This is a genomic window from Acinetobacter piscicola, from assembly GCF_015218165.1.
Taxonomy (GTDB): domain Bacteria; phylum Pseudomonadota; class Gammaproteobacteria; order Pseudomonadales; family Moraxellaceae; genus Acinetobacter; species Acinetobacter piscicola_A.
The window spans coordinates 169,567-184,101 of the sequence record NZ_CP048660.1 but is presented as its reverse complement, the minus strand read 5'-3'; the positions used below and the strand labels follow the sequence as shown (position 1 = coordinate 184,101).

Here is a 14,535-nt window from a genome sequence, read left to right as displayed (position 1 = left end):
TGAACCGTACCGGGTTTGTCGGAGACTTTTTATTTAAGTTAGGCCACGTGACCTAACGGGTTAATCTTATCATAGTACATTGCTTCAAACTCAAAAGGCGATACATAACCCAATGCGCTGTGTACACGCTTTTTGTTGAACCAATCTACCCAATTTAATGTCGCAAGTTGTACATCCGCTAAACCTTGCCAGTCTGCTTTTAAATATTCAATCACCTCTGTTTTGTATAAGCCATTCACTGTTTCAGCCAAAGCGTTATCGTATGAATCACCGGTCGTACCGACTGATGCTCGTAAATTTGCTGCTTCTAAACGATTGGTATAGCGAATGGAAAGATATTGAACCCCTCTGTCACTATGGTGAATCACATTCTTTGGCATGTCTCGAGCATGTAACGCTTGCTCAAGTGCATCGAGCACCATATCTGTATTCATCCGTGTCGATACTTTCCATCCAACAATTGCTCGTGAGAAGACATCAATAATAAATGCAGTATAAACCCAACCTGAATTTGTTTGAATATACGTGAAGTCAGCGACCCATAGCTGGTCAGGATGATCAGCACTAAAATTGCGTTTCACCAAGTCATCTGCTCGTTTTTGATCCTCTCGGCTACGGGTAGTTTGTTTATTCTTACCACGCCAAACACCTTGTATACCTAGTTTTTGCATCAATCGAGCAACTGTACAGCGAGCAATAACATAGCCTTCACGTTTCAATTTTTGCCAAACTTTACGCACACCATATCGACCTGAACTTTCCTTCCAAATTCGTTTAATTTGTTCAGCATGATGCAAGTCATGTAGATCTCGCTTTGCTCGATGTTCTGGGTTTTCAACGAAATCTAGTGTTCGATAATAGGTAGAAGCCGCGATCGGTAAAATCCTGCAAATCGCCTCAACACCATATAACGCCTTATTGTTATGGATGAAATCTACCATTATTTGTGTGGGCGGTCGAGCTCCGCCTGGGCGAAAAAAGCGGCTGCTTTACGTAGAATTTCGTTAGCACGTTGCAGTTCTTTATTTTCACGTTCGAGTTGTTTAATACGTTCTTGATCTGAAAGTTGCTGTACTTTAATTGGGTTTTGTTTATCTAAATATTTTTGATACCAAACACGTAGAGTTTCAGGAGTACAACCTATCTTGGGAGCAATAGCGGTGATCGCAGCCCAATTCGATGGATAATCTTTCTCGGATTCAATCAATAATTCAACCGCTCTTTCTCTGATTTCAGGGGTATATTTTACTTTTTTCATCGGGACATTCTCTCAGAAAGCTTGGTCTCCGACAAACCCGGTACGGTTCACTTTCCAGAAATCAGGCTCTAAGCGCTCCAGACGCTTACGAATGGCAGTGGCGTTACGTTGGGCTGAAGCAGGCGTTCTTTTTTGCAGAATATTGTCAATCTGAATTGCCTGATGCCATTGTTCTGGAGTCGCTTCTCGTAATAACAGATCCGCGATCAGCCGGCTTTCACGCACCATCAGGGAGCCACCAATCAGGTCACTGTCATAATGAAATTGTTCTAACATGGCCAATCTCCTATGAAGCTTGATCAAACAGGTAAGACGACAGCTTTTCGATATCTGAGCGTTGTAGTACCAAGGGATATTTCAAGGCATCATCCGCCTCAGCCAGCGTGATCGCGGCCTGATATCGCTGCAAAGTATAGTGAGCCAGGGCTTTTTTGACCGAAATCTGTAATCTGCCATCAGGCATGCCGAAGTCTTTTTCGACCAGCGCTTTTTGAGCTTCATTCAATTTTGGATTAGGGATCAGCGTCAGTACAATTTCTTCATGCCATTGCTGATCCTGAGCAGGGTCTACTGACTCAATCGCCACCACAACAGGTGTACGATCAATTCTGGAGAGTAAAAAGTCCTTAAACTGCTTGCTCTGATGGCAATAGGCACGGACATGCCAGCGAAAACCGGTATACACCAGGGTGTGTGGGGAAATGATGCGTTCATGCCACTGCGGATTCTGCATGGAGGCATAAATAATTTTGAGACAGCTTTGTGTTCGACAGGCACGCAAAACTTCCCGAATCACTTCAGGACGTACACTGCGATCAGGTAATTGAACTGCTGCAAGATTCGGTTCTGGTGTCGCAATCAGGGCATGCGATTCACTAACCAAACCTGACAGCATATTGAGATATTCATTGATATGCGCTGTAGTCAGTACAGGCTGGAAGCTGGCCTTAGGCACATAACCCTTGACTGAGGGATCATGAATCAAGGCATCGGGGTTATACAGCGTATTATAGCGCTTGATATCCGCAGAAGCCTGCTGTCGACTCAATCCAAACCAGCTCATCAAACGATTGGTAACCAAACGACCTTCCCAGTATGCAAGGAGTTCAATGGCTCTCATTCTGAGAAGGACTTCATGCTTATCTGTCGTCATATACCAATCAGTCAATAAATAGTAGTTTTAAGATTACCCCATAGCAAATGTACAGTAAACATTTTTTACGGTATTTTTAAAGCAATTGGATTTTTAGTCTAATCTCAGGGGAGCCATGATTTATTTGCTATTTTCCCCCATCCACATTAAATAATTATTTTCTTTCCCTTGAGCATATGCCCACTCCGCCACTTTATGTGACCGCTCTTTATCTGTTAAAAAACCGAGCACTGATATCCGATCCACAATAATCAAATCCTGTTCTTCATTACGCTCTTGCCATTTATAAAGAAATTCATGTGAGGCCAATAGATTGCTTTTCTTAGAATTACAGCGGGAATCGGCTAACACAAAGTTATGCCCGGTATCTGATGGATACATTGACCAAGGAATAAAATAGTCTACGGCGTAATTATTCTTTTTCATTTCCTTATTACAGTAAAAGCATCTGCACTCCTGCATCTCTACCAATACTGTAGCAACTGCATTAAGCTGATTTCGGCTCGGCTCAAACATAAATTGCTCAAGGTTTGGTAACTTATTCAAAATCTCGGCATTACTACTATTTCTACGAATATAATCAATCCAGCGCTTCTGACAGAGTTCTTCAATAATTTCACTAAATTGTCGTAAGCAATACATGACTTGCGGTAATAAAATTAATTGCTTCCCTGATTGCTCAAGCCGGTATAGAAACTCAAAGTTTTGTCCATTGATGTTTTGCAGATAACGGACTGGCATGTCTTTTACAGTGCGAGCGACATCTTTAACTAGCTTCAACCACACTAATGAATCTCGTCTTAACAGTCCAAGGGATGAGTAACTCTGACGAAGCCCAATGATTCGATTTACAATCGCTGCTTGCTTACCATTATTTTGATTTAAGATCAGTTGGCCTTCATCATTAAAGGTATATGGCACTGCTTGCTTCCAATATAGCTCGATAAACTTCTCAGCAATATCCGTATATTCGAGTGATAGACTCTCACCTGAATCTTTACCTTTTTCAATAGCTAATCGGCTTAGGCTAATCAGCAACGCAAATTTATAGGTGCTACTAAAACTACCCGACTGTAAAATCAGCTGAATATTTTTTAAGAATTTAAGTTGTTCTTGTGCAGCAGGTATATGCACATTAATCCTCTACTAAATAGATAATATAATTTGAATCATTCATTAAACATAGTCAAAGTATTCACCAAGTTTAATTCACGACAAAGCATGAAATTTGTCTGCTCGAACAACCTTTCAAACACTGGATGCCCTGATAATTGCTGAGTACCACGAAATGGATGATCCCGATATTCTGGCATTACCGGAAACTCTGCATTCCTCACTCTCAGCTCAAAGCTCAATGCATCAAACCAGTCTTTATCAAAGTTCTTGTCTTGAAGTTTAACCAGCTCGTTTGCCGCTACCGGGTACGTCACCCAGAGCTTACGCATCATTCCCTGTTGCTCAACTTCCTTTGTATAGCTATCCGTTTCTGATTCAAGAACAGAAGAAATCATATTCGTGATCTCCCTGATATGCTTTTGAATGTTCTTATAAGCATTCAACTGAGGGTATCCCCTCTGCAGGGCGATTAACTCATTTAGGAACTTCCTTAAAGAATTTTGTGAGAGATTGTCATTGGCAATATCAAACGACTCCTTGTTACCGAAGTTTGAGCGATCTTCCATGATCATAGGCCCACAGATATAGATATTTTCAGGAATCGTCAAAGCATCTTCCTGATCGCTAATGGTGAGTAATCTGGACTTAAGCGAATGATGTTCCCGGCACCATTTCTCGTAGAACTGAAGTTCTTTTAACTCAGGCGTTAATGCAGGTGTGTAAAAACTTCGGTATTTGTTGGTCTTAGTACTATAGGTAGAAGTGAGCTTATTTGCTGAGTAAACTGTTTGAGCCTTCTCTACCACAGCCTTAAGCCTTCCAACCAACTCACCTTCGGTTGCAGTAATCTTATAAAGAACACTATTCACGTCCTTGATGAAATCCCTGATCAAAGAAGCCAGCCCCGGTTTATCACTGGTCTTATCTTTCACCTCACCAATTGGGATCATGGCGATCTGAGTTTTTTTGAAGCCAGCATCCCCAGTGATACGAGTGTATAAAGTCCCACGAATAAGCATGAAAATTGAGAGCATATCCAATGAGCTCTTAACTTTATATTCAAGCTCTGTCTGAGTTTCATCATTAGATACCAAGTAGAAATCTTCTACCAGAATCGTCAGCAAACGATCACGTTCATCGCCGTTGACCCACTCATTTTTCTCTTTATCCAAATATCCACCACGTCCCCGGTAAACAAGCTGGGCGATTTCCATTAAAGAGGCTTCAATTGCGAAACGAGGCATGGCAGCAATGATTGAATCACAGTTCGGGAATGAAATCCCCCTAGCCGCAGTCGAAGTAATCAGTACGACTTGCAATGTCTCTTTGCGATCCAGCAACTCTGTACGGTGGTATCCCATTAACTGGCTATCAAAAATGCCAATCTTAGAGCGTCCAACCACTCCTTCATCGACTAATGCATCTCTGAGTGCGGCCAATGCATTTTTATCCTGAGCAAAGTAGATAACTTGCTTTTTACCATCTTCAAGATTCTTTTGAATAAGCTCGATAGCAGTCTGTTGAGTCCTTTCCCCAGCTTTCTGGCGAAATAGATGAGTCAGGTTCTTATCCAATCCAAAATCATCTGTTTCAGGGACTACGGCGTATTGCTTGAGCATATATTGGATTTTAAGATCACTTGCCGGGTAACAATTCGCCATGATATGGATACTAGAACGAACAGAGTTACCATCATCCAGATCTGCAGTCTGCATCTTGAATGGGAAATTACCCAAAGATGGAGAGATGAACATTTTTGCTGGTAACTGGTCCTGTTTCTTCATGTAATTTTGGATTGCATTCACATTACTAAGGGATGCATCTGCAAGAATCACAGTCACCGTAAATGGAGAATTACCTTGAAACGGTTCAATGAAGTTTTTGGAAAGGAATTTCAGCATCTCATTGATAAAAGTACGTGTACCTGAATCCCCTGTAATTTCATCAAACATCACCACAATGTTAGGGAACTTTTTGGCAAACTCTCTCCGTTCGATTTTGGCCTCTGTCGGCTTCTTATCGATTTTGTATTGGAACATTTTTTCCAGCCCATCCAAACTGGAAGCTGCCACAGTTTTATTTTGGTTTTCCCTTGGGTTTCGTGGTCCAGCTGGTGTGGTGTTATATGGCATGAATGCCTGACTTGCTACAGTCATCGTCAGTTTATTGAGCTCTGGATGGAATACAAGTAATTGCTGGGTCGCTTCCCCTAATGAATCAAACACTCTGGCAAACTTCTTATTGGTTGCCGTAATTTTAGATTCTGAAGTATTGGCATAGCGTCTATTGGCATTTGCATTCTGTTCCAGGTCTTTGAGCTTTCGGTATTCATCTTGTTTGAACAATAGAACACTTGAGCCATGATCTATCTTCATATCTTCAACACCACCCACAATAGCGGCACCACGCGCATTCACCTTACAATCCGTATTGTGAATCTTCGAATAGATTTGCTGTGCCTGTGTCACCACATCACTGTTACTGGTAATCGTAGCTGATATTTTAGATAAATCACTGACCACATCATCGTTAATCAACACTCGTGGACTGGTATAAAAGAAAAAAAAGCCTTCCAAATCTGCCAGCAAAGTCTTAACGCTCGATGTTTTCCCAATCCCCGGCGTACCAGTCAAACAGATGAAATTCACTTGGCCTTGTTTACTTTCCTTCAGTGCCAGTACTACGGCGGATTTATGCAAATCACGTAAGGTGAATGAAGTTTTATTCTCAATTTTTCCCTTACGAATTGTTTTAAACTCAGCCAGCACCATCTCTTTAAGTTTTTGGTTATGGTCTTCGTCATCGACTTGCCGATCTATCAAGTCAAAAACCCACTCTAAAGCCAGTGGCTGGTTAGGATTCACAAAATCCTTAAGCCTTTCGGTAATAGTGAAAGTAAGATCCTGACCGTAGGAAATATCGCTAATATTTTTGGACACGATTTCCGAGATGTTTTTGACAGGTTCATTCACCAGATAATTCAGAATCTCAACTTGCAGTTTCGTACGTTCATCCATATCGTCCAGACTCAGAACGTTATCCTGATACTCCTTGCCCAGCTGATACATAATTTCCAGCTCTGGGGATTTATCTTTATCCGAAAATTCAGCAGAAATGTATTCACTTCCCCGGCTGGTGATCGCCATCACACTCAGACGAATATTTGGCATGTCATCTTGTTCAAACTTCCATTTAAAAGAATCAACAAAAGTGGTTGCATACGAACAGCCTTGCGCCATCTTAAATAGGACTTTTTCCTTACGGACATAGGCTCTCAAGTATTCACGTAGTTTTTTTGAGAACTTAAATGGGATCTCTTGAGCTTCTGCATTCACGTATGAGAAAACACTTTGCGATTCAGAATGTTTGATGTAACGCTTGTACTCTTGCAAATAGGTACAAGAATCCTTGGCATTGAATTGTTCTGGTTCACCTAAAACGTAAAATAATGAATATTCCTGAACCAGCACATGATAGTTGGCTTTGACTTTGATTACCGCCAAGAAATCAGCACGACCAAACATACCCTTACCAAACATTTTAGCGTGGGTAAGACTGAATTGTTGATTCCATGTTTCCAACGCCTTCTCCTTGAAGGCTTTAATAGCAATATGTTCTTCCTCAGTTGTGTAGTCATCTACAATGGTCTGGGTTATATCATTTGGCATTGTCAGTGGACACCAGATGCCAGATAAGCTCCAATTTGGTCTTGCATTCGCCGTTTTAGCCCTTGCAATACCTTTTGGCTTGATCTTTCTTAGAAACTCACGAGTATTGGTATAACCATGCCCGAATCCAGTTTTTATCAATTGCTGAAAATAGCTTTCGATATTTTCATGGATAGCGGCATTAATGACATCGCTATATAGCGCTTCCTTCATTTCCTGAAAGACATCAGCAATCTGTTTACTATTCCATTCTGCTACTACAGGATGGCTGGCTGATAATAGCTTTGCATCAAGCAAAGCCATAATCGAACCACGTTTAACAGCGATCTCATAAACCTCGCCCCAAACTTTGGCTTCATTGTTCACCACGGCGCTTACTCCACATCAGTCGCTAAAATTTCTTCAGCTCCCTCTGGAGACGGCTCGATTGGCTCAATCAAGTCTTCATTCATCAGAATAACGTATTCTTCGAGCTTGCCGATTAAGGCTGGCAGACTCATGACAACTTCGCCTTTATTTAGACGACTCGACACTATGACTTCACCAAGCTCTTGAATGCCAGTAGTGCCACGAATATGGGAAGGCTCAAGTACCGGAGTGAAGTTTTTGCCAGCTGTAGGACGTTCAGACTCAAAGTAATGCAGACCACGCAATACAGAGCGAATTGATTTCATTTCATTGGAATCATTCACATCAATAATTTTACTGTGCAATCTAATTCGCTTATCGTTATGAATCGAATGCTCCTGACTGGTTAGCATATAGAAATACGAACAAATACCATTCTGAGTACGAACACCCACAGTACGTTTAGTCGCAAAGCTATATACGGACAAGGATTGTTTATATTCTTTTTGATTGATGATCGCAGTATGGTACTGATGGTGCGGTACCTCATAGACACGACTGTTATCACTGGTTTTTAAGCTCAGTGCTGGGATCGTATCAGACTGGAATGGATAGAAATTCATATTCGGGAACAACTGATCAAGTTGATCCAAAGCACTTTCACTTTCATGAATCAAGTTGCTGGTTTCAGTCTTACCGATCTTACGCTGTGCAAAATGGTGTGAAAGCAATACAACATCTTCAAAACCATCTGACTGCAGTTTTTCGATGATACGGTGCATCGCCTTACTTGTTCTCAGATTGTCTTCAGCAACTGGGGCATGACTGACCTTCTGTAGTGATAAGCGACCCTGTTTATCGTTGATACGCTCAAGTGTATAGACGTAGCAGATGTAGCCATAATCTGGTTTAAGAAGTAGCAAATCCTTCTGATGCTGATACTTAAATTCCACATCATTCTCAGGTCGAGAGTTATAACTAATACAGGCAATTTTGTCCTTAGTGCCCTCAAATGGGATGATGATTTCTGAATATCCTGACAGTGCTTCAATTGCAGCCTGAATACGGTAAGTCACTGTTTTATCCATAGCGAGATTCACCGGGGCACAAACTCGCTCACCATTTTGATTACCATAAGGCATAGGATCTGGTTGATACTTAAGGCCCTGTACCTTCACAATAGCATCATCATTGTTCAGCAACTTCTCAAGGGTATAAGCGGTGGCATACGCTCGTTTACACTCAGGATTAAACCCACCTTTTTGGATCTTTTTTGATTTCCTTTGAAATTGGGCTTTTTCTTCATTCTCATGTTCATCAACTGAGTCAATTCGCATTACAGGTACATATAAGCGCTCTTCGATACCCAGTTGATTTTTTACTTCTTTAATCAGATGTTTAAGGAATAGATGAATCGCAATCGAAAAACATGACGTACTGATGATCAAAGCATTTTCTTTTTCATCCAAACATAATTGAGCATGGCCGCCTTTTAAGTCACTCAATCGAAATAGCTTAGATGAATAATGAATCATGACCTTGTATTTAGATAACAAGTTGTCATAACTTAAGCTCTCAGGATGATAAAAATGTGGCAGCCCATTGTCGCTGACCTTCTTGTTGGTCGGCACCATCAATACTGGTAAACAAGGAATATTCAGATTACGAGCGACATCAAATTGATCTAGGTCGGTATTAGGATTCTCAATCGGTACCAACGTTCGAATTTTCAGTGTGGAATTAAACTCAATCTCGCTTAGGGCTTTACGAGCATAATCATTCTTTCGAATGATTTCGTCTTGGCTCATTTTCGCCAACTTTTTACGGCTAGCATCCACTATCGAGATGTAGCTGTAAAAGTTCGATTCTTTACCCTTAAATATACTAAAGAACTGTTCCGCATCTTCACCAATTGAACTCTTGAATACATCTAGATTCACAATACTTGGAAGGATGTAGAGTACAGTTTTAAGACTACTATCCTTTTCCATCTCACTAATGATGGAATCCAGATTCGCTTTTAGCGCTGTAGTGATCGTAGACGTGATCACCTCCATTCGCTCATGCATTTTTTCGGTATTGAGCTTTTCGTCTAAGATACGAGTAAGGTTAAGTCGGATTTTTTGAGGATTCTTGAATGCATCAACCAGTTTATTGAATGCCCCTTCAAAATCTGAAATCTTCATGTCTGCCCCAGATAGGACGAAGTACATCATAATGAGCTGGAACATCTCTACTTGAGCAACGCGATCTGAGCACTCTTTGCTTAATCGTTCTTCAGAAATCGGCTGACCTTTATCATCAACAATATCCTTCAGCAGCAATGCTTTATTGATAGTATGCAGACGAGCTTCATAAGCAGTCAGCATAGTATCTGCACCCGAACGGTTGCATTTGCTTGTCTTATAATTGATCTGCAACTTAGAGTTAAATGAACTTACTTTTTCCTCTTTAACAAACTCCCCATTCACCCGAAAGGCATAAGTGACTTCACGTTTTAGAGATAGCCCTTCCTTATCCTCATGACGAATATCATTCATTTCAATTTTTGGTTTTACCCAGATTGGCAAAGCATCTGTTGCCCCAACATAGGCCAGCAAACCATTAAAATCAACTTTACCTACAGCTCCATAGATAGCACCAAAGTCAATACCATAGTCCTTAATGGTTTCCGTTGTTTCCTCATTCCATGGAGCAATTCGATTACCAAAAATCTGAAAGAAAGCAATTGCTTTACGGATATAGGAAACAGCGGACTCACGCTTGAAATCGTTACGCTCAGTCTTATCAATGTGATCCGCAATGATTTCCATAATTTTGAAGCAATTTCGGATACGAGCTCGTGATAGTGCTTTGATTTCTACGAAATGAAGTAGATTTTGGATATCATTATTTTCAGCAGAACATTCATCATCAAGAATTTCCTGCATACGTTCAGCAACCTCTAATGGCATCTTTTCACCAGCTGGGTAGGACTGCTTCACAATGGCTTTGATTGCCTCGCAAACCTCTTTCACCCATTGAGGTTTGCTGATTTCTTCAGTAACAGTGAAAAGTCGTAATTCGCCATCTTTTGCTTTTAAGTCGTTTGTATATTGCAAAGAAGCTACTTTAGATTGTCCTTTGACTTGCATAGGATACTGAGAATTTTTGGCAATCACTGGATCAGAATATTTGAGATCGCCTAAGAATTGGTTGAGAGAATTCAGTGCCATACCTGTCGGAGCATTTTGAAGTACTTGCTGAACAATTTCAGACATCACTTGGTCTAAATCACGATAGGTCTGGGCAGTTTTAGCTTCAGATTCCTTATCAAATAAAGTGCTTATTCTGAGTTTTGAATCTTCAGGTAATAATTGAATATCTTTGATGATGTTATAAATTGGCTTTGAATCGTTTTTAGTCCCGATCTGCTTAAATACTGCAGACACAAAAGCGGTCGCATCAAAATGCAGATTATGAGAAGGCCCATAATAATTGAAGAAATGATCTGATTGATGGTTTTTAAGAGTCCCCACCATGGCTTTTAATAAAGGGGAAAGAATTATTTTAGGTGCGAGTGTACTTAGTTCAGTACTAGAACCATTGTTATTTAATTGCATTAAGTTTTATCCATGACAAAGTTGGCACTAAGAGGTATTTTTATATTTATTAAATATCAAAATCCTCTGTCTGAACTTTGATCATATTTTTTTCAATTAAGAATGTAAATATAAGCCTTATATTAAATTTTTTTCTTCACTCTACACTGACTGTAAAATCAGCTGAATATTCTTTAGAAATTTGAGTTGTTCTTGTGCAGTGGGAATAAAATTAAGCATGTTTTTTCCAAAGCAGATTGAGCCATTCCTCATTACGATCAGGACGCTTATCTACAGTAATCCATTGTTTTAATACAGTAACCCTATCCAACTGATCTAGTAATTCTTTAGCTTGTTCTTCATCTAAATCGGTAAATGCTCTACCATCTTTTACTCGGTCTATTGTGCCGTATTTAAATGACATATAACAAACACCCCCACGGCGTAATGCAGCATGAATACGTTTTAAAACATCAGGGAGTCTATTACGAGCACAATGTAGTAAAGAGGCACATGCCCATACCCCATCATAAACATCGTGCATATCAAGCTCATAAAAACTTTGCTGCTGAACAGCGATACCGGTCAGTTGGCTCGCTCGTTCGACCAATACTTCAGAATAGTCGATAGCATCAACTTGATAGCCTTTATTTTTAAAAGCCAAAGTGTCACGCCCTGAGCCACAGCCTAAATCCAGGATGCGTGCTGAATCTGGCAACTCAGCTAAAAATGGTTGGTATAGGCTTTCCATATCCACATACAACGTGGCTTGTAAAAATTGATCTGCGTATTGGTTGTAATAGTCTATTGTTTTCATATTGGTTGCTTAGGTGCATATTCTTGCCCAATTGGACACTTAATAGTATATCGTACTGGATACAGATTCTTCTTTTAATTGGACACTCTTTGCATCTAAAACGAAATTTAAAAGAAAAAAGTAAAATGATTCCTATGAAAAAAGCGGTTATTGCAGTGAGTTGCTTAAGTATACTTTTGATGGCCTGTTCCTCGCTTCTTAATCCAAGTATTCAGAATTCACTAAAAGAAGTGAGAACATCAAAATTCCTAAAAAATGAAGATAAAACAAAAACCATTGGTGGGATTGATGCAAATAGTAATGGTGTGCGTGATGATATTGAGGGATACATAAAGCTCAAATATGGGAATAACCCTGAATTTGTTAGCGTATATATGCAGTATGCACAAGAATTACGAAGAAAGCTGACTTTGGCTAGTGATGATCGTGAGGTCTATCGTAGAGCGTCACACGAAGTTAGTAGAAAAATGGTTTGTGCTGCGGAAATTGACTATAAAGTTGAGCCTGAAAAAATGTATCGGGACACAATGATCATTTATGCCCTGTCGGTGAATACCAAGCAACGTAAGGCTGAAAGTAATCGTATTAGCTCGTTGGTGAGTGGCATGGTATTCACATTACCAACTGAGGAACACTGCAAAATTAATGAATACGTTTATTAAAGTGTCCAACTTAAAGAAGAATGGGTGTCCAAATACTTATTGATTTTGCACTTAGGCTAAACACTGACCCCAGTCTACTAAAAAACAAAAAAATAAGGGAGCATTTGCTCCCTTATCTTTTTAGTCAAATAAATCTGCTCTTACTTCTTCCAAAGCACGATCTGACTTAAAACGATTACATATCGGGTGAATAATTGCTCCATTTTCTAAAACACCGTAACCACCTTCTGCTTTCGATTCTCGATGATCTACTTCAGTCGATTCAAGGTATAGAGCGCTATCACATACTTCGCAATAGCTCCATGTTTTCCTTTCCTCACGTTGATAAAGATTTCTTTTGGTCGCGAGTGAAAAATTTAGAGGTTTTTTCTTCTTTGTTAGTCTTACTGATTTCACAAAGCTCACAACATCATCCACAATGGTCTCATCATAATCACCACCAAAACGTTCAAGGTAAAAATCATTAAAATTAATATAATCAAATGATTGACTCATCGAAAGAATGACGGTGTTCAAACAAACTTCATCTTCGAAATCTAAATCCATATTGAGTCCAATACAGATAAATGCTTGATAGACGTTTTTCAATCGCTCATGTGATCTGATCCCGCTACCAAACTTACCGACAGTTTCTTTGATCGCCACAGGAATTTTTTCAATTAAACTTTCAACACCACGGCGTGCTCGAGTAAATCCAATAAAATCTATCTTTTTATTCTGTATTTCAAAACAGTCTTCTTCAATTTCACAGACGATAGAGAACCAGGCCAAAAAGGATGTCACTTGAAAACGATTATCTTTATAAAAATATAGTTTTGGGTGTAAGCCCAGACTTGGAATCCGAATACTAATTGCTGGTGTAGCGATACGACACAGCACAACTCTAAGTTTTAGCATTAAATTTTCTACACGCTGACCTTGGTCTATACTCACATTATTCTGACAAGTATCACCAAACATGATATTCAGGAGTTCATTGACCAAGCCGATTTTTTTACCGTGTGTTAAATCCGGCTCTAAAAGTATTATCTTAAAAAGATGATCATGAATTTGCTCACCCAAAGTGATCACTTCATTTATCCGCTCGTAATTCAGTTCAGCCAAGTTGGATTTATTATCGTTTATATAACAACACGCATAAATCACATAAAAAGCATCACTCCCCCTATTCTGTAAATGATATTCTTCATCTGGATCTAATCGCTTCGTATCCGAATTGATTGAACAAAAGGCTTTTCGAGCTTCCTCAGGTGTCCCAATGACTTCAATAAAATTAATTTTGGTTGATTTTAATTTTTGCTGAAACTCAGAATCGTTACATAACTCTTGAAAATCAGCTAATCCACCTAATCGATTACGAATCTGACGAATATCTCGTTTTTGTGGTGCCGTGAATTTTGGGGCTCCTGCTACTTGCTCATCAATAAAGTATCTTTTGATCCAAGCATAGATAATTGAAATCCTGTGCCCACCATCGATGATATAAATATTACCAGCAGCATCTTTCCAATAGCGAACGCATAAATTGACATTACGATCATTCAAACAGTTTAGAATAAACTCCTGAATTTCAGCAGGGCTCCAACACTCTGTGGAGCGTTGATTGTCTGCTTTATATAGTTTTTCTAGGATCTCATGGTTGGCGAAGTCATAAAGTGATATTTCAAAGTTATGGTGCAGATTTGAGTGCGACATTTCGTCAAGCAGCATCATTTTTCTTTGAATAATATTGGTTAAAAGCTTAGTACGAGCCATTTTATTTTCTCTAGGCAATACTTCTCTAGATCTCGTGAGATTACGAAATTAGAAGTAATTAAAATTAAAATCAGTGATAAATGAATTAAAAACTCATCAACTCAGAAGTATCTTTTTGCTAGAGAAAAAACAGATAGAAATAATATAAAGATGCATTTTAAACCTCGTTGATAGATT

8 protein-coding genes, 1 pseudogene and 1 other annotated feature are annotated in these 14,535 nt (G+C 39.5%); of the genes and pseudogenes, 1 reads left to right on the top strand and 8 read right to left on the bottom strand.

Going from position 1 to position 14,535, the window contains the following annotated elements; translation table 11 throughout:
* Positions 1-38: 38 nt before the first annotated feature.
* The 7 genes and pseudogenes from G0028_RS19810 to G0028_RS19780 all read right to left on the bottom strand — a co-directional run bounded on the left by G0028_RS19810 (position 39) and on the right by G0028_RS19780 (position 11,941).
* A protein-coding gene (locus tag G0028_RS19810; RefSeq protein ID WP_194088711.1) for an IS3 family transposase occupies positions 39-1,258 on the bottom strand; the annotation gives its coding sequence in 2 pieces (ribosomal slippage) (positions 39-982 and positions 982-1,258; 1,221 coding nt in all).
* Positions 867-983: a sequence feature (AL1L pseudoknot), on the bottom strand. It overlaps the preceding gene by 117 nt.
* 36 nt (positions 1,259-1,294) lie before the next feature.
* Positions 1,295-1,534, bottom strand: a pseudogene (locus G0028_RS19805) (BrxA family protein); the annotation flags it as partial.
* 10 nt (positions 1,535-1,544) lie between these two features.
* Positions 1,545-2,411: a WYL domain-containing protein gene (locus G0028_RS19800; protein ID WP_180047515.1), complete on the bottom strand. Its 867-nt coding sequence runs from the start codon at positions 2,409-2,411 to the stop codon at positions 1,545-1,547.
* Between the two features lie 120 nt (positions 2,412-2,531).
* Complete coding sequence (locus G0028_RS19795; RefSeq protein ID WP_373687894.1) at positions 2,532-3,545, bottom strand: HNH endonuclease domain-containing protein; 1,014 nt, start codon at positions 3,543-3,545, stop codon at positions 2,532-2,534.
* Between the two features lie 35 nt (positions 3,546-3,580).
* Positions 3,581-7,564, bottom strand: a complete 3,984-nt coding sequence (locus G0028_RS19790; RefSeq protein ID WP_180047514.1) for a hypothetical protein — start codon at positions 7,562-7,564, stop codon at positions 3,581-3,583.
* 5 nt (positions 7,565-7,569) lie between these two features.
* Entirely contained in the window at positions 7,570-11,145 is a 3,576-nt protein-coding gene (locus tag G0028_RS19785; RefSeq protein ID WP_180047513.1) for a hypothetical protein, read from the bottom strand.
* A gap of 211 nt (positions 11,146-11,356) precedes the next feature.
* Complete coding sequence (locus tag G0028_RS19780; RefSeq protein ID WP_180035929.1) at positions 11,357-11,941, bottom strand: class I SAM-dependent DNA methyltransferase; 585 nt, start codon at positions 11,939-11,941, stop codon at positions 11,357-11,359.
* Between the two features lie 23 nt (positions 11,942-11,964).
* On the opposite strand from G0028_RS19780, the gene G0028_RS19775 reads away from it, so the two are divergent.
* Positions 11,965-12,603, top strand: coding sequence for a hypothetical protein (locus tag G0028_RS19775; protein ID WP_227554842.1), 639 nt, complete (start codon positions 11,965-11,967; stop codon positions 12,601-12,603).
* Between the two features lie 120 nt (positions 12,604-12,723).
* Here the strand turns inward: G0028_RS19775 and G0028_RS19770 are convergent, their stop codons facing one another.
* Entirely contained in the window at positions 12,724-14,358 is a 1,635-nt protein-coding gene (locus tag G0028_RS19770) for an HNH endonuclease (protein ID WP_180047512.1), read from the bottom strand.
* Positions 14,359-14,535: the final 177 nt, after the last annotated feature.

Coding starts and splice junctions, on each gene's coding strand:
- G0028_RS19770 (WP_180047512.1), bottom strand. CDS start 14,358: ATGGCTCGTACTAAGCTTTTAACCAATATTATTCAAAGAAAAATGATG.
- G0028_RS19780 (WP_180035929.1), bottom strand. CDS start 11,941: ATGAAAACAATAGACTATTACAACCAATACGCAGATCAATTTTTACAA.
- G0028_RS19785 (WP_180047513.1), bottom strand. CDS start 11,145: ATGCAATTAAATAACAATGGTTCTAGTACTGAACTAAGTACACTCGCA.
- G0028_RS19800 (WP_180047515.1), bottom strand. CDS start 2,411: ATGACGACAGATAAGCATGAAGTCCTTCTCAGAATGAGAGCCATTGAA.